Annotated in this window: 24 protein-coding genes; 16 read left to right on the top strand and 8 right to left on the bottom strand. The window is 37.2% G+C overall.

The annotated features are described in order from the left end of the window. Positions 1 to 41: 41 nt before the first annotated feature. The 5 genes from MHB65_RS14465 (at position 42) to MHB65_RS14445 (ending at position 5,914) form a co-directional block, all read left to right on the top strand. Positions 42 to 1,262 (top strand): RtcB family protein, encoded by a 1,221-nt coding sequence (locus MHB65_RS14465; RefSeq protein ID WP_342440826.1) that lies wholly within the window; start codon positions 42 to 44, stop codon positions 1,260 to 1,262. Between the two features lie 72 nt (positions 1,263 to 1,334). Then, positions 1,335 to 2,336 (top strand): LacI family DNA-binding transcriptional regulator, encoded by a 1,002-nt coding sequence (locus MHB65_RS14460; RefSeq protein WP_342440825.1) that lies wholly within the window; start codon positions 1,335 to 1,337, stop codon positions 2,334 to 2,336. A 100-nt stretch (positions 2,337 to 2,436) separates the two neighbouring features. Further along, positions 2,437 to 3,858, top strand: coding sequence for an aldehyde dehydrogenase family protein (locus MHB65_RS14455; RefSeq protein WP_342440824.1), 1,422 nt, complete (start codon positions 2,437 to 2,439; stop codon positions 3,856 to 3,858). Between the two features lie 20 nt (positions 3,859 to 3,878). Then, positions 3,879 to 4,724, top strand: a complete 846-nt coding sequence (locus MHB65_RS14450; RefSeq protein ID WP_342440823.1) for an N-acyl homoserine lactonase family protein — start codon at positions 3,879 to 3,881, stop codon at positions 4,722 to 4,724. 17 nt (positions 4,725 to 4,741) lie between these two features. Next, positions 4,742 to 5,914, top strand: a complete 1,173-nt coding sequence (locus MHB65_RS14445) for an iron-containing alcohol dehydrogenase (protein ID WP_342440822.1) — start codon at positions 4,742 to 4,744, stop codon at positions 5,912 to 5,914. A 647-nt stretch (positions 5,915 to 6,561) separates the two neighbouring features. Here the strand turns inward: MHB65_RS14445 and MHB65_RS14440 are convergent. Together MHB65_RS14440 and MHB65_RS14435 are read right to left on the bottom strand one after the other, a co-directional pair. Then, on the bottom strand, positions 6,562 to 7,071 hold the full coding sequence (locus MHB65_RS14440; protein WP_009370301.1) for a ferritin: 510 nt from the start codon (positions 7,069 to 7,071) through the stop codon (positions 6,562 to 6,564). Positions 7,072 to 7,275: 204 nt separating this feature from the next. Further along, the gene (locus MHB65_RS14435) at positions 7,276 to 8,037 is read right to left on the bottom strand and encodes a TerC family protein (RefSeq protein ID WP_205444099.1); all 762 of its coding nucleotides are present in this window, start codon (positions 8,035 to 8,037) and stop codon (positions 7,276 to 7,278) included. Between the two features lie 416 nt (positions 8,038 to 8,453). On the opposite strand from MHB65_RS14435, the gene MHB65_RS14430 reads away from it, so the two are divergent. From MHB65_RS14430 to MHB65_RS14420, 3 genes are all read left to right on the top strand, one after another. Then, positions 8,454 to 10,214: an ABC transporter ATP-binding protein gene (locus tag MHB65_RS14430; protein WP_342440821.1), complete on the top strand. Its 1,761-nt coding sequence runs from the start codon at positions 8,454 to 8,456 to the stop codon at positions 10,212 to 10,214. Positions 10,215 to 10,356: 142 nt separating this feature from the next. Then, positions 10,357 to 10,581 carry a PepSY domain-containing protein gene (locus MHB65_RS14425; protein WP_342440820.1) on the top strand — a complete coding sequence of 75 codons (225 nt, stop codon included), beginning with the start codon at positions 10,357 to 10,359 and terminating at the stop codon, positions 10,579 to 10,581. Between the two features lie 246 nt (positions 10,582 to 10,827). Further along, a complete protein-coding gene (locus MHB65_RS14420; RefSeq protein WP_342440819.1) occupies positions 10,828 to 11,247 on the top strand; it encodes an SRPBCC domain-containing protein in 420 nt (139 codons plus the stop codon). 48 nt (positions 11,248 to 11,295) lie between these two features. Here the strand turns inward: MHB65_RS14420 and MHB65_RS14415 are convergent, their stop codons facing one another. From MHB65_RS14415 to MHB65_RS14395, 5 genes are all read right to left on the bottom strand, one after another. Then, complete coding sequence (locus MHB65_RS14415) at positions 11,296 to 12,765, bottom strand: spore germination protein (RefSeq protein WP_342440818.1); 1,470 nt, start codon at positions 12,763 to 12,765, stop codon at positions 11,296 to 11,298. Then, positions 12,765 to 13,889: an endospore germination permease gene (locus MHB65_RS14410; protein ID WP_342440817.1), complete on the bottom strand. Its 1,125-nt coding sequence runs from the start codon at positions 13,887 to 13,889 to the stop codon at positions 12,765 to 12,767. Before MHB65_RS14410 ends, MHB65_RS14415 begins: the two co-directional genes overlap by 1 nt. A 148-nt stretch (positions 13,890 to 14,037) precedes the next feature. Next, positions 14,038 to 14,928, bottom strand: coding sequence for an RsiV family protein (locus MHB65_RS14405; protein WP_342440816.1), 891 nt, complete (start codon positions 14,926 to 14,928; stop codon positions 14,038 to 14,040). Next, complete coding sequence (locus tag MHB65_RS14400; RefSeq protein ID WP_155594023.1) at positions 14,921 to 15,439, bottom strand: sigma-70 family RNA polymerase sigma factor; 519 nt, start codon at positions 15,437 to 15,439, stop codon at positions 14,921 to 14,923. The genes MHB65_RS14405 and MHB65_RS14400 overlap by 8 nt, the downstream gene beginning before the upstream one ends. Positions 15,440 to 15,594: 155 nt before the next feature. After that, positions 15,595 to 16,362 carry a TSUP family transporter gene (locus MHB65_RS14395; RefSeq protein WP_342440815.1) on the bottom strand — a complete coding sequence of 256 codons (768 nt, stop codon included), beginning with the start codon at positions 16,360 to 16,362 and terminating at the stop codon, positions 15,595 to 15,597. Positions 16,363 to 16,577: 215 nt separating this feature from the next. Between MHB65_RS14395 and MHB65_RS14390 the strand changes: the two genes are divergently transcribed. From MHB65_RS14390 to MHB65_RS14360, 7 genes are all read left to right on the top strand, one after another. After that, positions 16,578 to 17,003 carry a hypothetical protein gene (locus tag MHB65_RS14390; RefSeq protein WP_036077327.1) on the top strand — a complete coding sequence of 142 codons (426 nt, stop codon included), beginning with the start codon at positions 16,578 to 16,580 and terminating at the stop codon, positions 17,001 to 17,003. 74 nt (positions 17,004 to 17,077) lie between these two features. Continuing rightward, positions 17,078 to 18,070 carry an LLM class flavin-dependent oxidoreductase gene (locus tag MHB65_RS14385; protein ID WP_342440814.1) on the top strand — a complete coding sequence of 331 codons (993 nt, stop codon included), beginning with the start codon at positions 17,078 to 17,080 and terminating at the stop codon, positions 18,068 to 18,070. Positions 18,071 to 19,010: 940 nt separating this feature from the next. Continuing rightward, positions 19,011 to 19,382 (top strand): VOC family protein, encoded by a 372-nt coding sequence (locus MHB65_RS14380; RefSeq protein ID WP_342443749.1) that lies wholly within the window; start codon positions 19,011 to 19,013, stop codon positions 19,380 to 19,382. Between the two features lie 337 nt (positions 19,383 to 19,719). Continuing rightward, positions 19,720 to 20,109: a GntR family transcriptional regulator gene (locus tag MHB65_RS14375; protein ID WP_004230719.1), complete on the top strand. Its 390-nt coding sequence runs from the start codon at positions 19,720 to 19,722 to the stop codon at positions 20,107 to 20,109. Then, positions 20,106 to 20,795 carry an ABC transporter ATP-binding protein gene (locus tag MHB65_RS14370; protein WP_342440813.1) on the top strand — a complete coding sequence of 230 codons (690 nt, stop codon included), beginning with the start codon at positions 20,106 to 20,108 and terminating at the stop codon, positions 20,793 to 20,795. The genes MHB65_RS14375 and MHB65_RS14370 overlap by 4 nt, the downstream gene beginning before the upstream one ends. Next, a complete protein-coding gene (locus tag MHB65_RS14365; protein WP_342440812.1) occupies positions 20,792 to 21,619 on the top strand; it encodes a hypothetical protein in 828 nt (275 codons plus the stop codon). Before MHB65_RS14370 ends, MHB65_RS14365 begins: the two co-directional genes overlap by 4 nt. A gap of 13 nt (positions 21,620 to 21,632) precedes the next feature. Beyond that, complete coding sequence (locus MHB65_RS14360) at positions 21,633 to 22,847, top strand: hypothetical protein (RefSeq protein ID WP_342440811.1); 1,215 nt, start codon at positions 21,633 to 21,635, stop codon at positions 22,845 to 22,847. Between the two features lie 100 nt (positions 22,848 to 22,947). On the opposite strand, the gene yfkAB is transcribed toward MHB65_RS14360, so the two are convergent. Next, entirely contained in the window at positions 22,948 to 24,060 is a 1,113-nt protein-coding gene (gene yfkAB, locus MHB65_RS14355; protein ID WP_342440810.1) for a radical SAM/CxCxxxxC motif protein YfkAB, read from the bottom strand. A 277-nt stretch (positions 24,061 to 24,337) separates the two neighbouring features. On the opposite strand from yfkAB, the gene MHB65_RS14350 reads away from it, so the two are divergent. Further along, entirely contained in the window at positions 24,338 to 25,042 is a 705-nt protein-coding gene (locus MHB65_RS14350) for a YjjG family noncanonical pyrimidine nucleotidase (RefSeq protein WP_342440809.1), read from the top strand. Positions 25,043 to 25,187: the final 145 nt, after the last annotated feature.

The following is a 25,187-nucleotide window of genomic DNA, read 5'->3' as shown; positions in this document are numbered from 1 at the left end:
ATCATTCCATTTTTACGTATAACTAGTAAGGAGGGATACACTTGATTGAAATAAATGGACGCTTCACGAACGCTAAAATTTTTGCTCAAACAGCATTACAAACAGCTGTCGATCAGATTCAGGAATTGACAGACCAGGCTTTCATGGCGGGCACTACAGTACGGATTATGCCAGATTATCATGCGGGTAAAGGATGTGTCATTGGCACGACCATCCAATTACAAGACCGTGTTGTACCAAATCTTGTCGGCATTGATGTGGGCTGTGGTGTATTTGTAGCACAACTAGATGTAACAACAGTTGATTTTGCTCAGCTCGATGCCATCATTCGCACATATGTACCAAGTGGGCAGGACATTCATAAAGAAGTATCGCCGAAACGACATTTTCTAGAATTTGAAGGTAAACAATTTCGAGCAAGCGGCTTGAAAGACGACTATACTAACTTGTCATTAGGTACACTTGGGGGAGGCAATCATTTTATTGAATTGGCCAAAGATGAAGAAGAACAGCACTATTTATTAATCCATACGGGTTCACGCTATGTAGGGGCAAAGGTTGCTAACTGGCACCAAAAAAGAGCTTATGAAAATTTACGTCGGGAAGATTTGACAGGAAAAATAGAAAAATTGAAACAGCAAGGTCGACAACAAGAGATTCAATCCATGATACAAGCCTATAAAGAACAAAAACCGTTTGTTCCAAAAGATTTGGCTTATTTAGAGGGTGAAGCTTTCCATGACTATATTCATGATATGAAGATTGCACAGCAATTTGCACGTATGAATCGCTGGACCATTGCTGAAATGATCGCTAAACAGATGAATTGGCATTTTACAGATACGTTTGATACGATTCATAACTATATTGATACAGAAACGATGACACTTCGCAAAGGGGCTGTTCGTGCAAATAAAGATGAAAAGCTTGTCATTCCAATGAATATGCGTGACGGATCACTTCTTTGTGTAGGGAAAGGCAATGCGGAATGGAATTATTCAGCACCTCATGGAGCGGGGCGCATGTTTTCACGACGAGCAGCGAAAAAAGCGTTGAACATGGACGATTTCAAAGATACGATGCAGGGAATCTGGACAACATCCGTCAATGAAGAAACTTTGGATGAGGCACCAATGGCCTATAAACCGATGACAGAGATTACTTCTGCGATTGGCGAAACTGTAGATATTATAAAAGTCATTAAACCTGTCTATAACTTTAAAGCGAGTGAAGCAGTAAAGCCTTATGAGCGAAAGGGTTAAAGTAGAGAAGGAATCATCACTATAATCATTATTCTATAGATGATATAATATAGCTTCACAATGATGAAATGGGTGGTTTTTTTGGTATCTTCAAAAGATGTGGCGAAGCATGCTGGTGTCTCACAAACAACTGTATCTAGAGTATTGAATACACCAGAGCTTGTAAAGCCAAAAACAATTGAAAAAGTAATGCAGGCGATAGAGGAGCTAAACTATGTGCCAAATGATATAGCAAGATCGCTTGTTCAGAAAAAAACAGGCATTATTACATTGATTTCGGGGCCCTTACACAACCCTTTTTTTGTTGATACAACTACAGCCATCGTGAATTATGTTAATGCACGTGGCTATAAAGTTAATGTCTATTTTGGCACAGAGGATAATCTTAATTCAATCTACAATGCAGTTTTAGAAACGAAAGCAGACGCGATCATTTTGTCTTCTATGCTGTATCAAGATGATTTATTTTATAAACTAGAAAAACTAGCTATTCCATTTATTATGTTTAATCGTAAGCATAAAGAGAATAGACATTTTGTAGAAATTGATAATGTTCAAGCTGGTTACCTTGCGACCAATCATGTCCTATCGTTAGGGCATGACGCTTTATGTTGGATAGGGGGTCCACATCAAATGAGTACCTTCTATGGACGTTATCGGGGATTTGAACAAGCTTTACAGGATTATGGGCTAGATGCAAAGTTAGTGCCTACTTTTTTAACGAACACCAATAAAATGGATATTGAACGTGCTTTTGCAGAACTCTTACAACTCGAAAAAAGACCAACAGCTATTTGTGCTGCTACGGATGCCATTGCCATTGAAATATTGAATCTTTGTTTAGAGAGAGGTTTTCAGGTTCCGAGAGATTTTAATATCATTGGTATTGATAATGTAGAGCTTAGTAAACATCATTCTATTGCCTTAACAACAGTAGGTTTAACATCAGAAGAGAACTTAGGTTTTATTGCTATCGAAAAATTATTTGAGGTAATGGAGAAAAAAAATACTTGCATTAGACAAACAGAGTCTGTTAAGATTTTCCCAAGAAATACAACGTGTAAAATAAACTGATAGACCATCAGTTTATTTTTTACACCAAAATGGTTACGTATTCATTTCTTTATTTTCTGAAATGAATACGTAACCATAAAGAGAGAGGAGTGAATTACGATTGAAAAAGGGCTTATGGATCAATGGAGAATGGAAGATGACTGCTGAATGGATGGAGATCCAAGCTCCCTCTTCACAAGAGGTATTGGCACACTTTGCGATGGCCACTGAAAAAGATGTACAGGAGGCCATTGAAAGTGCGCATGCTGCAGCTCCTCAAATGGCTGCATTAACTGCTTTTCAACGAGCACAGATATTAGAGCAGTTATCCACCCTTTTTGCAGAAAATAGAGATGAAGCAGCAAGTATCATTGCAATGGAATCAGCCAAACCGTTAAAGTATGCTTACGCTGAAATTGATCGCACAGTTGAAACCTATAAATTTGCGGCAGAAGAAGCAAAGCGACTTACTGGTGAAATGGTTCCAATGGATGCATCAAAAAATGGAGAGGGGCGCTTTGCTTATACATTAAGAGAGCCAATCGGTGTTGTGGCAGCGATTACACCATTTAACTTTCCGCAAAATCTAGTAGCACACAAAGTTGGGCCAGCATTAGCTGCAGGCAATACGATTGTCTTGAAACCTGCCACACAAACAGCATTATCCGCCCATTTTCTTGCAAGATTATTGGCGCAAACAAATGTACCAGCAGGTGCCTTTAATCTTGTAACTGGACAAGGTAAATTAGTAGGCGATGCATTTTTAGCACATCCCAATGTTAAGATGATAACGTTTACAGGAAGTCCAGCGGTAGGGATTTCTCTACGCAATCGTGCAGGCTTGAAGAAAGTAACCTTAGAATTAGGTTCCAATGCAGGTGTAATTATAGATGAAGGGGTACAACTAGAGCGTATTATGGATCGCATTGTGATGGGAGCCTTTTCTAATCAAGGTCAAGTTTGTATATCTTTACAGCGTATCTACGTCATGGAAAGTATGGTTGAGGAATTTTTAACACGCCTGAAGGAAAAAATAGAGCAGCTTACAATTGGTGATCCAATGGATAATCAAACAGATCTTGCTATGATGATTTCACAAGCTGAACAACAGCGTGCTTATCGATGGATTGAAGAGGCAGTAGCTGAAGGTGCACAAGTAATTACAGGTGGTCACATTGACAATCATATTTTATTGCCCACTGTTTTATATAATGTTCAACCACAGAGTCGTGTATCCTGTGAAGAGATTTTTGCACCTGTCGTTATCGTTAATACGATATCCACCATTGATGAAGGGATAGCGGCTATCAATGATTCTCACTATGGTCTACAGGCAGGCATCTTCACACCTTCTATTGAGACAGCTTTTCAAACTACAAAAGCATTGCACGTTGGTGGGGTCATCATTAATGATGTACCTACTTATCGAGTAGATCACATGCCATATGGTGGTGTAAAGGAAAGCGGCACAGGTCGTGAAGGCATTAAATATGCGTTAGAAGAAATGACGGAAATGAAGCTAGTAATTTGGAATAACCAATAATCACGAATGGAGATGGGAAAATGAAAATGATTAAACAACATCCAAAATTGTATGTGATGGACAATGGTACGATGCGAATGGATAAAAATTATATGATTGCCATGCATAATCCGGCAACGATCGATCATCCAAATCAACCAAATGAATTTGTTGAATTCCCTGTTTATACAGTACTGATTGATCATCCAGAAGGCAAAATTCTATTTGATACAGCGTGCAATCCAAACTCGATGGGTCCAGAAGGGCGATGGGGTGAATTTACGCAAAAAGCATTTCCTATTAATATGCCAGAAGAATGCTATTTACATCATCGTTTAGAAGAATTAAATGTTCGTCCAGAGGATATCAAATATGTTGTTGCTTCCCATTTGCATCTCGACCATGCAGGGTGCTTAGAACTCTTTACAAATGCGACAATTATTGTACAGGAAGATGAGTTTAATGGCACATTACAAACATATGCTAGAAACGTGAAAGACGGTGCCTATGTTTGGGGTGACATTGATATGTGGATTAAAAACAATCTACAATGGCGCTTAATCAAACGTGGCGAAGATCAGGTGAAACTAGCTGAAGGGATACAAGTGTTAAATTTTGGTAGTGGTCATGCCTGGGGAATGTTAGGTTTGCATATTCAAATGCCTGACACAGGTGGTATTATTTTAGCTTCGGATGCTATTTATACGGCAGAAAGCTTTGGCCCTCCTGTCAAGCCACCAGGCATTATCTATGATTCGGTAGGCTATAATGCGACAGTGGAACGGATTCGAAGACTAGCACATGAAACAAATTCACAAGTATGGTTTGGCCATGATCCTATTCAATTTAAATCATTTAGAAAATCGACGGAAGGCTATTATGAATAGATAGGAGTAGAGAAGCCATGCATAAATTAACCTTTACGCCTGCTAGCTATACTGGCTGGGGCTGTTTGAGTCAGCTTCTGCTAGAGGTAAAGAAGTTTAACGCGCACAATATTTTGATCGTGACAGATCCATTATTAAAAGAAATAGGTCTAACAGACAATGTTGAAAAGCCTTTGATTGAGAAAGGCTATACAACAACCATTTATACTGATATTGCACCAGAGCCTCCGCTTGCAATTGGTGAAAAACTGGTTGATTTTACGAGAAAGCATCCATTTGATTTGGTGATTGGTGTAGGTGGGGGCAGTGCACTAGATTTAGCAAAGCTTGCCGCGGTATTAGCAAAACATGATGGAAAAGTTGCAGATTATTTAAACCTAACAGGAACGAAAACATTAGATAATAAAGGGTTACCTAAAATCTTAATTCCTACCACTTCTGGGACAGGCTCAGAGGTAACAAATATTTCTGTGCTATCACTGGATACAACCAAGGATGTCGTGACACATGATTATTTATTAGCGGATGTAGCGATTGTAGATCCTGCGTTAACGATATCCTTACCATCGAAGGTGACGGCTGCGACTGGGGTAGACGCGTTAACTCATGCAATAGAAGCCTACGTATCAGTAAATGCGAATGCAGTAACAGATGCACTTGCACTACAAGCTATCCGATTAATTAGCCAGTCAATCCGAACAGCTGTCCATAATGGGCAAGACAAGCAAGCGCGTACAGATATGAGTTATGGCAGCTATTTAGCAGGATTAGCCTTTTTCAATGCCGGTGTAGCAGGCGTCCATGCTTTAGCCTACCCCCTTGGAGGACAATTCCATATAGCTCATGGTGATTCCAATGCAGTACTATTACCATATGTCATGGGGTATATTCGTCAAAGCTGTGAAAAACGAATGAAAGATATTTTAGATGCCATGGGAATATCATCTTCCTATTTATCGCAGGAAGAGGCTTCCTATAAATGTGTTGACGCCTTACAACAACTCGTTCAAGATGTGAATATTCCTTCAACATTACAAGGATTCAATATCCCTGCATCAGCACTCGAACAGTTAACAGAGGATGCTACAAAACAAACGCGTATTTTAGCGCGAAGTCCGATGCCATTAGAGCGTGAAGATATCTATCAAATTTATCAAGCTGCCTTTGCTGGTGTGGTACGAGAACCGTAATGAGGTTTTCAAAAGATTCAATAACTAAAAAATCTGCCTTAATGGCAGATTTTTTTCATGTTGTTGAAACAAAATGATGTCAACGGCAGAAAAAGCAACTTTGCAAGGTGAGGGGTTGATTTCCGTTCCGCCAGCGTCCTTTCCAGGGGGCGTCCGAGGAGCCGCTTCACTCACTAACGTTCGCTCCAGGGTCTCCTCTGTGACGCTCAATCCCCTAGGAGTGACGCTGGCTCCACTCCAATCAACCATGCTGCAAAAGTGTCTTTTCCTTATTTTTCATACTAGCCGTAGCGATTAAAATAGCCCCTGATTTGTATGATTAGAAAAAGTATAGGCTTTTATTTTCAATGTAGAGAAGTGATGAATGACAACACCTCTCCATAAAATGAGTAGTGAAGACCTTCCCTTTATTTGAGAACCTTTGCTAAAAAGTCAGTGGGTTGAAGTGGAAGGCTACTTGACTCCCGTGGGATAGCGAGACAGGCGAAGCCCTGCACGGAGCGGTAGCGGAGGAAGCGATTCGGCGCTCGCCCACAGGAAAGCAAGTAGCCTGCAACGGAAATCCATTTCTACCTTTCAATTAACTGTTTTGTTTTTCAACACTATGAAAAAAATCTGCCTTAATGGCAGATTTTTTATAAGAAATATTACGCTTCCGCATCTGGTGTAAAAGTACGAGTTGCCAGTTCGGCATCTAGCATAAAGATAGCGTTTGAGTCAGTTTCGATACGCTCGATTTTACGAATTAATGTATCGAATGTAGACTCTTCTTCCACTTGCTCGTCAATGAACCATTTTAAAAAGGCCATTGTCGCATGCTCACGTTCATCTAAAGCAATGTCTGATAAATTGTAAATACGACGAGTTACTTCTTTTTCGTGTGATAGAGCCGTTTTAAAGGCATCTAAAATGGATTCGAAATGATTGCCTGGGCTTTCAAAACCTTGGATTGTCGCACGATAGCCCATATCACTTAGGAAATTATAAAATTTCATGGCATGGAAGCGTTCTTCTTCTGCTTGTACTAAAAAGAAGTTAGCGAAGCCATCATAATCTTGATCAGTGCAATAGGCTGCCATTGCCATGTAGGCATGCGCAGAGTAGAATTCAAAATTCATTTGTTCGTTAAGAGCTGTGTGTAGTTTTTCAGATAACATAAAAGTTTTCCTCCTTTTGCAGTAAATGACTTCTTTACTAGTATACAGTGTAGAGGTAGTAACATACAAAAAATTTAATTTTCAAGGCAATTTGTGCAAAATTTAATTGATATTCGTTCTCAATTAGAAGATTCCTTCTTTTTAATTTTCAAAAAGAAGCTAGAAAAAATCGCCCCGATCGTAATCGAAGCGAATTTTTCATCATTATTGTGCTTGTTTCTTTTGATTTTTGACACCGATTAAGTAGCCACCTAATGCGATAGCAACTAAGACAATCCAGAAAATAGCTTTCCAAATTGTGGAGTGGGGGAATTCATGTGGAATCACACCTAATTTTTCATGTGCTAATGTTAATACAGCTAACTTTACACCAACCCAGCCAACAATTAGGAAGGCAGCTGTTTCCAGTGACGGGAATTTGTCAAGAACTTTCACAAACCAACGAGCTGCAAAACGCATCATGATGACACCAATAATACCACCTAAGAACATGACTGCGAACTGACCAGCGTTAATACCGCCGATATCAAAATCACCGATATGTGGAAGTGTGACAGCAATCGCTACCGCTGCTAGGATAGAATCTACCGCGAACGCGATATCAGCAAGTTCCACTTTTACAACCGTCATCCAGAAGCCAGATTGTTTTTTCGGCTCTTGGATTTCTTCGGAGTTTTGGGATGCTTTCCGTGAATCATAAATATGCTTAATAGACATAAACAATAGATAAGCTGCACCTATTGCTTGGATTTGCCAGAAATTAACGAGTGTTGTAATAAGGAATAATGCGGCGAAACGGAAAACAAATGCCCCCACTAATCCATATAATAAAGCTTTTTGTTGTTGTGCTTTTGGTAAATGCTTTACCATAACTGCCATTACGACTGCGTTGTCTGCTGCTAACAAACCTTCTAATACAATTAATACGACGAGTACCCATGCGTATTCTAAAATAATTGCCTCCAAATTTGTTTCCTCCTTTAATTAATGAACAGAAATGAATGATTGCTTCTAACATATTCTTCCCAATTTTAAGCAAAAGAAAAAGACCCCTGCCTAAAAAATAGGCAAAGGTCTTGCTAAGCAATTTACTGTTCGTTGCACAGAATGTATTCTGTGAGACAAATTATGCCATCACACCCGATGGTAAGAAACCATGTAATGACGAATGTGAATCAGATGCTTCGATCGCATCTGCTAGCTACTCCCCTTTGACAATAAAGTCAAAAGCTATTCAATTCTTACTAACATAATAGCATGCAATAAAATGAAAGTAAATAAAAATATACTGCTATGGAGAAAAAATACTTTTCCGTTACGATTGCACAAATGGTACTATTAAAAGATAGGCGAAATTTTTACAACTTAGAAAGGGGACAAACATGTATAGAAAATTTTTTTCCTACTACAAGCCACATAAACGATTGTTTGTCATCGATTTTTCGAGTGCCATCATTGTAGCGATCTTAGAGCTTGCCTTTCCATTAGCTGTTCAGTGGTTTATCGATGAGTTATTGCCATCAGGCGATTGGGGCATGATTGTGAAAGTAAGTGTCTTATTACTGCTTGTTTATGCAATTAGTACATTCTTGAACTTTATCGTAAACTATTTAGGACATAAACTCGGCATTAACATTGAAACGGATATGCGACAGGAATTATTTACGCATGTACAAAGACAATCATTTCGTTTTTTTGATAATACAAAAACAGGTCATATTATGAGTCGCATTACGAATGACTTATTTGATATAGGTGAGTTTGCCCATCATGGACCAGAGGATTTATTTATTGCGATAATGACCTTTATTGGTGCCTTTGCTATTATGTTTAATGTGAACCCTACACTCGCTTTAATTGCAGTGATCATGGTGCCATTTTTAACTTGGCTTGTGACCTTTAGTAATGTCAAAATGAACAATGCATGGAAAACGATGTATGGCAAAATTGCTGATGTCAATGGACGTGTGGAGGATAGTGTATCCGGTGTACGGGTTGTAAAATCCTTTACGAATGAAGCATTTGAAATAAGCCGATTCAAAGAACAAAATGGATTTTTCCGTGCGGCCAAACTATATGCCTATAAAATTATGGCTGGAACACACTCCAGTATTTACATGATGACACGCCTCTTAACACTAGTAGTGCTTGTTGTCGGTGCTTGGTTAAGCTTCAATGGAAAGCTGTCTTATGGTGAACTTGTAAGCTTTGTGCTATATACGAATGTCCTGATTAAGCCAATTGATAAAATTAGTGCTTTACTAGAGCTTTATCCGAAGGGAATGGCCGGCTTTAAGCGCTTCCGTGAATTAATTGAGCAGGAGCCAGAAATTCAAGACCGTGAGAATGCAAAGGTAATTAAACACTTAGATGGTGATATTGCATTTAATCATGTTGATTTTAATTACGATGCATCAAAACAAGTTTTAAATGATATATCATTTAATGTAAAAGCTGGACAAACGATTGCCTTTGTAGGGCCATCAGGTGCTGGTAAAACTACGATCTGCTCGTTAATTCCTCGATTTTATGAGGTGACAAATGGTGCTATTACGATTGATGGCATCGATATACGTAATATGACGCAGGCGTCATTGCGTGCTCAAATTGGTATCGTACAGCAGGATGTCTTCTTATTTACAGGGACGATTCGCGAAAACATTGCCTATGGAAAATTAGACGCCAGTGAAGCGGAAATTCGAGAGGCAGCGAAAAAGGCTCATTTGGAGGCATTTATCGCAGAGCTACCAGATGGCTATGATACACAAATTGGCGAACGTGGCTTAAAATTATCAGGGGGGCAAAAGCAACGACTAGCGATTGCTCGTATGTTCCTAAAGAACCCACCGATCTTGATTTTAGACGAGGCAACATCTGCCTTAGATACGGAAACAGAGATGATTATTCAGCAATCATTAACAGAGCTAGCTGAAAATCGTACAACATTAGTTATTGCCCACCGATTGGCAACTATTCGCAATGCAGATCGCGTATTAGTTGTGACACCGAAAGGGATTGAAGAGGATGGTACTTATGACGAGCTTGTTGCTCAAAATGGTATCTTTGCCAAACTCCATCATATTCAATTTCGCAAAGGACAAACAGAACAAAGCGTTCAGAAAGATTTTGTGGAATTGACGTAAATGAAGGACAGGGGAGATTGTTTTTAAAACAATCTCCCTTTTTTAGTTCCCTTAGTTACTTGTACTGCTCATGCTGTATCAAAAGCACACTATTTCCCTACATGCATAATATAGGTTTATGTAATAAGGGGGAGATGATTGAATGGTAATGCCATCGAATAATCAAAGGGTATCGCTTCAATATGCTATGCAAATTGCCATGCAAAGGGTGCCAGGTCAAATCATCCATTATGGCATGGATATGGAAAATGGAACTTTAGTCTATGAAATATTTATTTTGACTGCTCAGAATAAGATTTACGAAGTAGAAGTAAATGCAAAGACAGGCGTCATTCGGAAAATTGAGGAAGAGAATGATTTTGATTAATTGATTATAAATAAAGTAAATCCCAAGTACTCAAATTATTTGAACTTGGGTTTTTTTAATATGAAAAATCCAGAGTTTGGGTTAATTGCTCTAAAGTGATATTTCTGTGCAAATTAATTTTGTATGAAGTACAAATATGATCCTTACTTAGTGAAATTTGTGAATACATAGAAGGAATGTTAAGCAAGTAAATCGAATAGAACACAACAGTCCCACTATAAATCATGAAATAGTAGAGGTGAAGCAATGGATAACGAAAAAATCATCGGTCAAACGAAAAGTGTCGGCTTTCAAGTAGGGGTTAGAAGGACATTTCCAATCTCGCAGGAGCAAGCATGGGCGCTGATTACGACGGCAGAAGGGATACATGCATGGTTGGGTGAAGGCACGGCAGTTATACTAGAGCCTGGGCACAAGTACTATTCAAAGACGGGGACAGGCGAAATTAGGATTGTTAAACCGTTAGAGCAGCTTCGATTGACTTGGCAAAAGGAAGAGTGGTCAAAACCTTCTACCGTACAAATCCGTATTTTACCCAAAGAACGTAATAAAACGACCATTAGCTTTCATCAAGAACATCTTTCTGATCAGACAGTACGAGAAGAAATGAAAAATCATTGGGAAAGTGTACTGGACGCTATTAAAGAAAGGACACAAAATATTTGAGCGAACAAAAATAGCATCCCTATCAGCTTTGAAGGGATGCTATTGGTTTTAATTTTGGGAATCTTTGTTTTCATGCCCTTTTGATGTTCGTGTATAATCCTGAGGAGCCAGTGCTTTGTTGCGCTCTGTATAGCCCTTAGGTGATAAACGAAAGATGGATTTTTTAATGGTAGCCCAATTTAGATCTGTTGCCAGATTCATGTAAGAGTAACCGTATATTCGAATATTACTTAAGTAAAGCAGGGTCAGATATAAAGAAACAAAGAAGCCGAATAATCCAAAAAAGGCACTGGCAAAGATAAAGGCGACACGCAATATACTGACGGAAGTAACAAGTGACTGATTCACTAATGTAAACGAGGCAATCGTAGAAATAGCGATGACAACGATCATTTCAGGACTCGTTACGCCTGCTCGAATGGCTGCATCCCCGATAATTAATCCACCTACAACACTGATGGTTCCACCTATAACGGAGGGAAGACGCAAGCCTGCTTCACGAAACAATTCAAACATGAGCAACATGAGCAGCATTTCAAGCGAAGAGGGAAGCGGTAAGCCCGATTTTGCTTGCACAACGGTTGCGAGTAGTTGAAGCGGTAATTGATTTTGATGATAGGTTGTTAAGGCAAGCCAGAATGCAGGGAGTAATAACCCAATTAAAATACCGAATATCCTTAATAATCGCTCGAGTGAACTAAAGATAATAGGGTATTCATTATCCTCAGCCGATTTCAGCAATAGAAACAGATTAACAGGTGTAACGACGGCGTAGGCGACACCATCTACAAAAATGATAAATCGACCTCTTGCCAAGGCTTGAACCGCATAATCAGGGCGCCCTGTATAATCAAACTTCGGAAAAAGCTTGGAATTTTTATTCACCCGTTCCATCAATAAATCGCCACTAAAAACAATATCCGTATCGACGGCTGCAAGCTGCTTTTTGATTCCATGCAAAATATCCATATCCACAATATCATCAAAGTAAAGAATGGCTACCGTAGTTTTCGATCGTTTCCCAAGCTCCATTTTTTCTACACAAAAAGAATTGGTCGGCAAGCGTTTTCGTATCAATGCAATATTGACGCGAATATCTTCAATGAAATTATCCCTGGGTCCTTTAACAAGAACCTCCATGCGCGTTTCTTCAGGTTGACGATTTGGCTTTTGGGCAATATTACTCGCATACAAAAGATTGTCTTCATCAAAATACAACAACAAGAAGCCACTATAGACCAATGTAATCAGCTGTTCCTTGTCTTGGACTTTTTGAATACTCGGAACATGAAGATGCCTTGCAATATTCTCTTCAAAGGGAACCTCATCCAAATGATCATATAAATATTGAATACGTTGAATAATCACTTCATTAAGCATTTGTTGATCAATCATGGCATCACACGTAATAAAGTGTATTTTCTGCTGATTAAACATATATTCCTGAAATTGAATATCTGCTGATTTTTGAAATAATTTTCTGAGCGTACTAAGATCCAGCTGCTCTTGCTGAGGCATTACGATTCACCACTTTTCATGTCTTGTTTTTCAGTTTTCCCCTTTTTAGAAGATTTATCCGACAAGAAAGCTACGATAACGAAAAATATTGATAGCACAAAGAAAAAAATAAAAGTTGAAGTTAGTATATAATTTCCTTTTACCTTCAAAAATAAGCTTTCATTTAGCATAATTAATGGTAAACAAAGGATAAAGAAGGGAGGAGCAAGCATTTGCCATATACGCTTTGGATTTCCCGTCATTTTCAATAAATCTGCCACGATATATACAAGGAAACTTACGCGAATAAAGGTTCCTGTTAGCCATTGATAGATGGAGAAAAAGTCAAGATGCTCAATATAGCGACCGATTGTTACTAATCCCCATTCTTCATAGGCAGGATAGCGTTGCTTAGCCGCTTCATTTGGTCCAAATTCTGTAATGGCCCCAATTAATGGTCCTAACGTCAATCCTACTAAAATCGCCAGCATAATAGCAAAGTGGTACCAACGAATTCGTTCCTTAAATTGATGCTGTAAAAATAGCAGCATTAAAAGCTCAATAAACCCGGATGAAGGGAATATCATGCCTCGAAACACAGGCTGAAATCCATGCTCAAAAAATGGACGCAATAATTCATAGTCTTTTACCTGCATATTGGTAAAGGCAACGAAAAAGCCAAAGATAACTACACCGAATAATACAAAAACGTTTAAAATGACAATCGTCTGTAAGCTAGTCGTCACAAGGAGAATACACAGAATAGTATAGATAAATAACAAAATGATAACAGGTGTTTGTGGTAAAAATGTTGTATTCACCCATTGCAATGTTTCGACCATCGTGAAAGCTGCCATAATCATTAAAACAATAACAATTGTATAAATAACAATAGAAGAGCCAATTTTTCCGATTTTTTCGGTTAGCCAGTCTCGAATAGGCTCCTGTTTAGACTTCGATTGAATATATACTAATAAAAATAGCCAAAAGAAAATAATGCCTCCAGCCAACAATACCGATAGCCAGCCATCTCTTTTGGCCACATCTAGCAGTGGGGGAATAATGGTTACATGATTTTTTAAGCCAATAACAGTCATTGATAGGAAGATGACATGTAAAATACTGATTGATCCTACACCTTTCATGTTGAAAACCCTCTAACATTGATTGATACATATTAGCTTAGACAAAAAATGACGTCTTTATAAGCAGAAAATGGTATGGCTTTATGAAAAAACGAGGTATTGGCTGATGCAATCATCCAATACCTCGTCATAGGAAAAATAAGCTAAATTAATGAATATATTTTGTGCTTACAAGATCTTCTTTTAAAATATCTGTTGGAATTTCAAATTCTACAACGCCCATATAGCCAGGTGCTACTTCATATTTATCAAAGGAAATCACAAGCTTGCCTTTATCAGAAATATAGAATTGCTGATCGGGTTTAATGGCTGTAAATTCCTCCATTATTTCTTCATCGGCAAGTCCAGCACCCTTCACCCAATAAACTTTATCCTGATTCGATTCAGCTATTTGAGTACGCATTTGTTCTTTGATATTTTCACTGATTGCATTAATATAGTGCTTATCTTTAAAGAGCATAGGTAATGTAATTAAAATTTCGTTCTCTTTATCAATCGTATCGTATTCCATCACCGTTGAAGAAGAAGCAGCGGTATTCACTACGTAACGACCGATCGATAAAATTTGTTCATTATCGGTTTTGATTTCGTAGCCACTATCGATACCTAAATGACCTCCACCATTCAATTTTAAATCGCCTACTTCTGCCATAAATTCATCGTAAAGTGTTTTACCTTCAGCACGATACTTTTCATTTAATGTATGAGCAAGATCTTGATTTTCTAAATTTTCGATAGAAGGTACTTTAATATTTGCATCATAATTGTCTTCTGCAACCTCATATTCTGTCCAAGTTAATACTTTTATCACACTACCGACTACGGGTATTTCTGAGAGCGTACGAGCCATTGCAGGACTCACATTTAAACCAGCAGTAAACAGCATAGCTGCAGCGGCAGATCCAAGTACCCATTGTGGTGTACGATTTTTTTTCTTTTTACGACCTTGTTTAAGTGCTCTTTCAACCACGAAATCTAGTTCTTTCGGAATCGGGACTTCCATATATTGTTTTTCTAACTCCTGTAATTTTTTATCCATGTGCAGTTTCTCCCTTCACATCTTCCAATTGTATTTTCAATAGTTTTAATGCTTTATAAAGACGCGATTTGGCTGTACTCAACTTAATATCGAGGATGTTCGCCACGTCAGCGAGTTTTAAATCCTCAAAATAATGGAGAATGACAACCTCACGATACATTTGCGGGAGCTCATCCAACGCATGCTCCAAGTCAACGTTCTCATAAACATCCTCTTGAGCAGGTGTCAAATATTGTAATGTATCGTCATCTGTCACTTGTAAGCGTTTATGCTTACGTAAAAAATCTATGGCTGTACGGACAACTATTTTGTAAAACCAGCTTTTCATATAGGTCACATTTTCAAGTCGATCTAATGAAAGCATGGCTTTTTGGATACTGTCTTGTACAACATCTAGTGCGTCCTGTTCATTTTTTGTATAGCTATACGCGAGCAAATAAAAACGCTCTTTTTGTTCTCGAATGAATTGGACAAACACCTCTTCATGTTGAAATGCATTTCTTGTTTTCATGTCCAAAGAAGCTCCTTTTTTAACATTGTCAAATTGTATACATTTACTAGACGTACGAGAAGAGGGAAAAAGTTGATACCATGAAAAAAACTTACCCCCATTTGAGATAAGTTTGATCCTTCTATCGTATTGGCATACGTCGTCATAACGGTTCATCATGAAAAATAGTCATATGTATTTTTCAAGAGTAATAGAATGGTCACAACGATAAATAATTTACGTACATAGCCACTGCCGCGTTTAATGGCAAATTTTGAGCCAACTATGGCACCTGCAATTTGTGCTAGGCCCATTGGTAGACCATAGGCATAATTTATTTGTCCTAAGTATATAAACATAAGAAGGGCCGCTATATTACTGCCAAAATTTAAGAATTTAGCATTCCCCGCCGATTGTAAAAAATCAAAACCAACCATGAGAAAAGCAAACAGTAAAAATGAGCCTGTCCCAGGTCCTAAAAAGCCATCATAAAAGCCAATAAGCGTCATTACGATAACAAAAATAAAAGAGCGTTTTGGCGTTAATTGTTTATAGGTAGTCATACTGCCCCAGTCTTTTTTAAAGATGGTATAGATGGCCACGGCTGCAAGCATAATCAGCATTAAGGGCTTCAATACACTTGGGTCCATTAAGTGGACAATCCAAGCACCAAGCATAGAACCAAAAAAGACAAAAGGAAATAGCTTATAGACGGCTTTAATATCTAGTTTACCAGAGCGATAAAATGTCACTGTGCTAGTAAGGGAACCCATCGTACCTGCCAATTTATTGGTTGCTACTGCAGCAGAGGGAGGAAGGCCAACAAACAGAAGAGCTGGTAAAGAGATAAGCCCGCCTCCTCCAACCACTGAATCAATAAAGGCTGCTAAAAAACCGAAGAGGAGTAAGATTAATAAAATATTTACATCTAAATCAAAAGGCACAATAGGTCATCTCTTTTCTATCATAATAAACTGATAGTAGCGAAATGAGGGTGGGCTGTAAATACGCTTTCCATTATTTTTTGATAGAAGTAAATGAAGTGATTGAATAAAGGTTGATGATAATTTCTACATTATTCAAAAAATTTCTACTTGGAGTCATTATTTTGATGTATTATGTAAATGATGGTGTTTTTACGTAAAGGGGACGTGATGACATGAGTTTAGGAAATCATATACGCGTATTTCTCTGTGTTGTGTTTATGGGAGTACTTGTAGGGTATGTCTTTAATGCAAAAAAAGATATAACAGACCATGAGTATATTGATACCGTAAAGGAAGGTTATTTGGAGAATTTTTCGGATGTCACAGTTCGAAATGCATTTAATTACGCTTTTTTTGAACCTTACTGGCGCTATTATGAAGCGAAAACAGGGGAACAAGTTGTAGAATTATCAGGTGATATAACGTTTCAAGACGAAAAAGGACATGCTATCCTCCAATTTGTCGTGAACGAACAAACGCAGCAATTTTCTCTAGAGGCAATGAAATTTAAAGATGTAGTATTAAATCAGCAACAACAACAAAAGCTTGTTGGCATGGTCTATCACACATGGGAAAAGAAACAACTAGCTTATGAGTAAGGTTTTTTATTTTGTAAATCATCCAAACTGTATTACAGTAAAAGGGGGAGCTAGAGACAGAGAGGATGTTTTAAATGAGATTAAGTATGTTAGATCAAATGCCCATTCCAAAAGGTCATTCTGCAGAGGAAGCCTTCCAACGTACAGAACAACTAGCACTACTAGGTGAAGAACTTGGCTATCATCGAATGTGGCTAGCTGAACACCATAATAGTCAGTCATTGGCGAGTTCAGCTCCTGAAGTAACCGCTGCTTTTTTAGCTGCGAAAACAAAACGCCTACGCATTGGTACAGGTGGCGTTATGATGATGCATTATTCACCCTATAAGCTAGCAGAGGTTTTTAAAACATTGTCGGGACTAGCACCAAATCGTATTGATTTTGGTGTAGGTAGAGCTCCTGGCGGTGATCATGCAGCTATTTATGCATTGGCAGAGGGAAGACGACAACGCTTCACGGAACAGTATGATAAGCTCGAAATCATATTAAAACTGATGAATAATCAAAAAACAGGTGAACATGTCTATGATCAAGTCGTTGCAGCTCCTGCTCATATTTCATTACCAGAGGCTTGGTTACTAGGCTCGAGTGGTCAGAGTGCAATGCAGGCTGGACAACTGGGAGTAGGCTATTCGTATGCACAATTTTTCACTGGCAATATGTCAAAGGATATCTTTGATGCCTATAAAGCCTACTTCACACCTTCTTATTATATGGATAAACCACAAATCATTGTGACATATGCAGCAACCGTTGCCCCTACATTAGAAGAAGCGGAATATTTAGCTAAACCGATCGATATTTCTCGTCTTCAATTAATGAAAGGGCAAATCATTCAAACGATGTCACCCGAAGAAGCAAAGGATTACCCATTAACAGAAATGGATAAATTGACGATTGACAATAATCGCAAGGCGAATCTTGTCGGGACCCCACAAGACGTTGCTGCTTTTTTAAGCGCCGAGCAAGAACGCTATGGCTTTGATGAAGTGATGCTAAATTGCAATCAATATGAATTAGAAAGTCGTTTAAATACCTATAGATTCCTGGCAAAGGAATTAATATAGAAAAAATAAAATTTGCTAAAAATCATCTCGTAATTATTCAACGAGGTGATTTTTTTATGTTTTATTTTGGTTTTAGAACAAATTGAATAAGCCATTCCTAATTGCAAATAGATGGACAAAATAGAAAACCCGGAAATAAATTTCCGGGTCTGATTACCACTTACATTTTTTGCTCCATGACACACTGCCTCGCTTCCGCATAGGATCTTAAGATATTCCTAAGAAATCTGTACTTTAGCTTATTCAGCTTTGATGGTCCTTCTGAGTTATCGATCAATCGCACTCATCGGGTTAACCCTCCTAGTCATTGGATTTGAAGTGAAATCTTTAATAGTATAGATCAACAATTATTTTTTATACGTTCTGTGAACAAAAAATTTTGTTTTATTGTTAGTACGAAATAAATACAAAGTATCATGCATTAATTACCAGTTAACAAATCGCATGATTATTGAGAAGATGGGCGTAGTGATAAATAAAGAATTTGGGGTAGTCTGATTGAAGAAAAATATTTTTACAGGCATGTTGTACATGCTAATTGTAGTTGGAATGATCATTACCTTTTTTATTGTATATCAGGATATTGATCATTTACTTGCAGCAAAATTTGTATTTAGTTTTTTAATTTTCCTTCTTTTATTTTGTATTTTCTTCGTCATGAAATCTCTAATCAATATAAGAAAATTGAATAAAATAGATAAAAGAAAAAGGTTCTATCAATTCATGACTTGTTTTATTTTATATAGTAGTTGTAGCTTAATCATTTACTATGTAATAGAGCCATCAAAAATCGATTTTTATCAAATTGTATTTTTGTCAATGACTTTTTCACTCGGCTTTACTTTATGTGGTTTACCGTTTTTTAAGAAGAAATAATAACAAAAATCTTAATAAAATAGTATACTTAATTTACCAAATTAACTTTTATTGGAGGATTATGATGAAACTAGGTGCATTCTCTGTAAGTTTAAGTGTGAAGGACATTCACAAATCAAAATCATTTTACGAAAAGCTGGGATTTGAAGTGATGATGGGTGATATAACGCAAAACTGGCTCATTATGAAAAATGAAGGTTGTGTCATTGGTTTATTCCAAGGAATGTTTGAAAAGAACCTTTTAACATTTAATCCAGGATGGAATGAAAATGCTGAGAATCTTCAGTCATTTACAGACATTCGAGCTATTCAAAAAGAGCTTAAAGCAAAGGGGATGTCATTATTATCTGAAGCAGATGAAGCAAGCAATGGGCCAGCAAATCTAACAATTGAAGACCCTGATGGTAATATCATCCTTTTAGACCAGCACAGATGAAACGAAGTGATTCTATCCAAGAATCGCTTTTTTTAGTGCTGATATCCCTATTAAAAATCAATCATTTTGACCTGCTGTAGTTAGTTTGAATAGTATTTTCTTATATCTTTCACAACTGGTTGTGATTTCCATAAAAATGATTGACTTAAAATGTGTATTAAGCATATAATACATTTCAAGAAGTGTATTAACTGTTTAATACATTTTTTTAATGACTGTGTATTAAGTGATTAATACACTAAAAAATAATAGGTCCATGATAGGTGCAATCCATCATTATGCACACTGTGTATTAAGTGGTTAATACACAAAATTAATTTTTGAGGAGTTGAGTTAATTGACTATAAACTTTAATAATCGGGACCCGGTGTATGTCCAGGTGATTCGGCATTTGAAAGAACAAATTGCCAAGGGATTTTATGAGCCTGGTCAGGAAATTCCATCCAGAAGGGAATTAGCCAATCAGTTAAAGATTAACCCTAATACTGCACAACGAGCTTATAAGGAAATGGAGGAACAAGGATTGATTTTTACAGAGGGGAATATGCCTAGCTGCATTACGAAAGATGAAGCGGTCCTTAAAAATGTCCGTGAGGAATTGATTATCGAAGCGGTTGACTTATTTTTAGGCTCTATTAAATCTATCGATGTGCCGTTAGCAGAAGTGTTGGAACTCGTAAAGAAAAAACATGATGCCGAAAGCGGAGAAGCGGAGGAATCGAAATGATTGAAGTAAAAAATGTGAAGAAGAAGTACGGCAGGAAGCAGGTTTTAAAAGACTTTTCTTTTACTGCAGAAAAAGGGGAGATTACTTGTTTAATCGGAATAAATGGTGTAGGAAAAACGACAATTATGAAAGCTATTATGGCGCTCACACCAATTAATAGCGGTGAAATTTTGATTGATGGAGAAAAAATCACAAAAAAAAGTTTTGAAAAAATCACCTTCATCCCCGACACAATAACGATGTTGCCACAAATGAAAATCTGTGAAGCTTTTACGTTCATGGCTGATTTTTATAAAAGCTGGAATCCTCAGAGGGCAGAAGAATTACTGCAATTTTTTAAACTTGATCCAACTGAACGAATTGCTAACTTATCGAAAGGGAATACAGCGAAAGTGAATATGCTACTAGGTTTGTCACTGGATGTGGATTACTTACTGATGGATGAACCATTCTCTGGTATTGATATTTTCTCTCGTGAACAGATTGCAGAAGTGTTTACAAGCCATTTAATTGAAGAACGTGGAGTTATTATAACAACGCATGAAATTAGTGATATTGAACACTTGATTGATAAAGCAGTCCTTATCGATGACGGTACAGTATTGAGGGAATTTAGCGTGGAGGAAGTACGTGAGAATGAAGGGAAATCAGTTGTTGATGTGATGAGGGAGGTATATCGAGCATGAAAAACTATTTAAAACTTGTCAATTTTGAAGTAAATCGATTTTTTAAATTGTACCTTATTTTAATAGGCTTGACCATTCTTAGTCAGCTCATTGGAGCATGGATCATCTCACAAACCTATATGAAAAATGCCAAACAGATGATGGCTGAAAAACAGTTATCTATGAACCAGTATAAGGAGCAATATGGGACTTTTTCTTTTGATCAATTCACTGATTCTGAATGGTTTCTGCTGCCAATCCTTTTTTGTATCGCCATGCTGATGATTTATGTTTTCTTTATTTGGTATCGAGATTGGTTTGGAAAAAATACATTCATTTACAGATTATTAATGTTGCCAACCGAAAGAATGGTCATTTATTTTGCTAAATTAACAACCATAATGCTTCTGGTTCTTGGATTGATTGCCTTGCAAATAGTGCTAATTTTGATGGAAAAACAAATTGTCAATAGCATGATACCAATAGATTTGCAATCAAATTTTTCAATTTATTCTAGTTCTACTCTAAATATGTGGAGGTGGCTGTATCCGACTACCTTTACAGAGTTTATCCTGGTATATGCAGTTGGGTTACTTTTCGTAGCAGTAATATTTACGGCCATTTTAATTGAGCGAAGTTATGGTTTAAAAGGTATCTTTGGTGCAATTTTTTATGGATTGTTGTCACTCGTTGTCTTTTATGCTCCAATCTTCTTCGTTAATTTCTATACAAACTATTTTTATCCACTTGAAATTTTCTTAATGGTAGTGGTAGCAAGCATGATCGTTTTAGGAAGTGCCATTTGGATTGCGAATCATTTACTAAAATATAAAATCAGGGTCTAGAGGAGGTATAACAATGAAAAAATATTGGAAAATAATATGTATTAGTATCTTAATCGTGGCGATAATCAGTTCTTACTATATCCAAAAAACAGCAATGGCTTCCAAAAATGATAGATCCTTTAAAATTGAAACGATCAGCGGAAACAAGGAAGAAATCGAAAATCTTATCCTTCAAACAAGTTATAAGAGTAATGAATTTTATCATATGTTGTACATATCAAAGGATGGTTCCACGAATCCAAATAATCAGTCTTTTTTTAGAGATTTGATTGCCCCGAATGAGCCTATGATTCTTCGGAAATATATTGATGAACACCGTAATTTTATGCGAGGGAAAGAATTTGATCCAAGAAAATATTTTGAAGACAAAGCACGTTTGATTTACACAACGTTTCTAGATGATGGTCGAAAAGGAGCTAAAGGCAATGTATTGACTCTTCAAATCGATACACTGGATAAAAATACAAATGACAGTTCTTCCTTTAAAATCGATATACCAGTCCAACCAAGCTATGATTGGGTTATTGTGAATGACATCTATGTAGGGAATGGAAAAATAAATATATTAACAACTAACTATTTATCAGCAAACTATCTTGTAAAAGGTAGGGAAGAGTTGCATATCTATACGATTGATGAAAACAGCAAGGAATTAGAAAGGGACTCCATCCTTGCAGAATTAGTGTCAGACGAAAGAGGCACATCCAATATCCGTATTTTTAATGAAAACAATACGATTCAAAACGAAAATTATTATTTATATATGGTGGAAAAATACAGTGATCGAAAAGAAGATACTGAACCAGAAGTTATCTCTAGTCAAATTTATCTTTATAACAATGCCAAGAATGAAGTAGAGGAATGGATTATTCCAGAAGAATTAAAACCCTATCGGAAGGCAATGCATATTCATGAAGAAACAATATTCATTCCTGTTTATTCAGCTAATGGTTTAACGCTGCATCGTTATCATATTGAAAAAAAACTGTGGGAAAAACCTTTTACCCTTCAATATTCAAGCATTACGAGTGAGAAGGATGCTCCTTTTTTACGTATAACAGATGGTAAATTTTATTTAGTGTATCGAGTTTCTGACGGACAGTGGTTGTCTATCGTTGATTTAAAAACAGGTGAATTGATTTATGAAGGGAAAATCATCTCCGAAGACAAAAAAAATCAAGAGGCGGATTCCTCACTTACTATCGAACAATTATATACTACGCATTAAAGAGCAGGTATAACCTACGATTTATCGCTCTATATGAAAAAAGAAACTCCATGTTGATCAGTCTTTGTTCAACATGGAGTCTCTCTATTTATAAATTAACTTATATGCGAGCAGAGCCACTTACAAATGCGGCATCTTGATAATACATGTTTTTTACTAGTACATTTGGCCCTAAGCATTTGACAGCTGGACAATGGCAGTTAAGCGATTTCGCCAAGTCAGTAGCCATCCATTTGTCAAAGATCAATGGTAGTTCATCATGTACAATATTGCCAAGGGCTGGTGTGTCACCAAAATCGGTAACGATTACATCGCCTGTAAAGATATTGATATTTAATCGTGAACGACCATCTGGGTCATTACGCATTGTGACATTCTTCGTTGTACGGAGACGTTGCAACAGCTTTTGATCCGCTTCATTCGTGCTACATGGGTAGAACGGGAGTGTGCCAAACAACATCCACGTATTGTCATCACGAATATCTAAGAGGTGATGAATGGCTTCACGCGTTTCCTCTAGTGATAAAGAAGTAAGCGCACTTGCAAAGTCAGATGGGTACATTGGATGCACCTCATGACGTGCACACTTCATTTCATGGATGATTTGGTTATGAATATGTTCTAAGTATGGTAAAGTTTTTTTGTTTAACATTGTTTCTGCTGATACCATTACGCCATGTTCAGCTAGCATTTTTGAGTTATCAATCATACGTTGGAATAAAGCAGCACGTTGGTCGTATGTTGGTTTGCGCTCCATCATTGCAAAGCCCGTTTCCACAAACTCATCTATCGTTCCCCAGTTATGGGAAATATGAAGGACATCTAAATAAGGTGCAATCAGTAAATAACGTGCTGGCTCCAATGTTAAGTTGGAGTTCATTTGTGTTCGTACACCACGTTCGTGCGCATATTTTAAAAGCGGGAGCACATAATTCTGGACAGACTTTTTACTCATCATCGGTTCACCACCAGTAATGCTGAGTGTTTTTAAATGGGGTATTTCATCTAAGCGTTTTAGAATTATTTCAATTGGTAATGCCTCAGGGTCTTTATTTTGTAATGTATAGCCTACTGCACAGTGTGCGCAGCGCATATTACAAAGTGTTGTTGTTGTAAATTCAATATTAGAGAGCGTCATATGTCCATGTTGTTCCACATCTAAATAAGCTTCCCATGGATCAAAGACAGGCGTTATTTTTTGTAGGGTTGTCATCTTTCGTACATCTTCCTTTCTAGCATTCTATTGTCTCATATTCATCAATATTTTCAAATATGAAATTGCATAACGGGCTATTTTAGGTCTAGACGAATATTTTTTTACCCAATATAGGAAAAAGTTCCTCTGTTTCAATGGACTGATAAACATGTATATAAAGCGCATACATGTCCTAATATTCTGTCATAGGACATTTTACTGTTATTTTTTATAAAACACGTTATCATGATATAGAGTAAATAGTCACAATGCATCAAAGAAAGTGGGAATGAACATGACGAAATATGAGATATTATTGTTTGATGTAGATGATACATTACTAGATTTTGATTTAGCTGAAAATGCAGCACTTGACCGCATGTTTAAAGAGGAAAAGATAGCAACTACACCCGAGATGATTGCGCGCTACAAAGAAATTAATGAATCGATGTGGCGAGCATTTGAGCGTGGGGAAGTGACAAAAAATACACTACATAATACAAGATTTGCGGTTGCTTTAAAAGAATTTGGGATGGAGGTCGATGGCGTCTATTTTGAATCTTTATTCCAAAAATACTTACAGGAAGCACATCATTATGTAGAGGGGGCTTATGAAGTTATCGCTCAACTAGCTAATCACTATCATTTGTATGTCGTATCAAATGGCGTAACGCTGACACAGAATAAACGACTAGTGGATGCTGATTTAGCGCAATATTTTAAAGGCATCTTTATCTCCGAGCAAACGGGTTATCAAAAACCAATGCCTGCCTTTTTTGATTATGTATTTGAACGCATTGAGCATTTTGATAAAGCAAAGACGCTTATTATCGGCGATTCTTTGACATCAGACATAAAAGGCGGATTGCTGTCAGGTATCGATACATGCTGGTTTAACATCCGTAATACTGAAAATACGAGTGGTATTGAACCGCATTATGAAATTAAAAAATTACATGAACTACATGAGCTATTGCATACTAAAATAGCACTCTATTAAGAAATAAGGCACTTCCTTTGTTCCATGAGCAGAGGAGGTGTTTTTTTATGTTTTTGCCGCTAGTAAAATTTAATTTTGGATATCTACTTTACAAAAAGTCCTGAATCATTTAAAATTCGATTTTGAATGATAATAGTAATCATTA

Origin of the sequence: Lysinibacillus sp. FSL K6-0075 (genome assembly GCF_038592945.1) — a bacterium.
GTDB classification, from domain to species: domain Bacteria; phylum Bacillota; class Bacilli; order Bacillales_A; family Planococcaceae; genus Lysinibacillus; species Lysinibacillus fusiformis_F.
The sequence above is the reverse complement of the archived record's forward strand: the minus strand, read 5'-3'. Positions and strand labels throughout refer to the sequence as shown.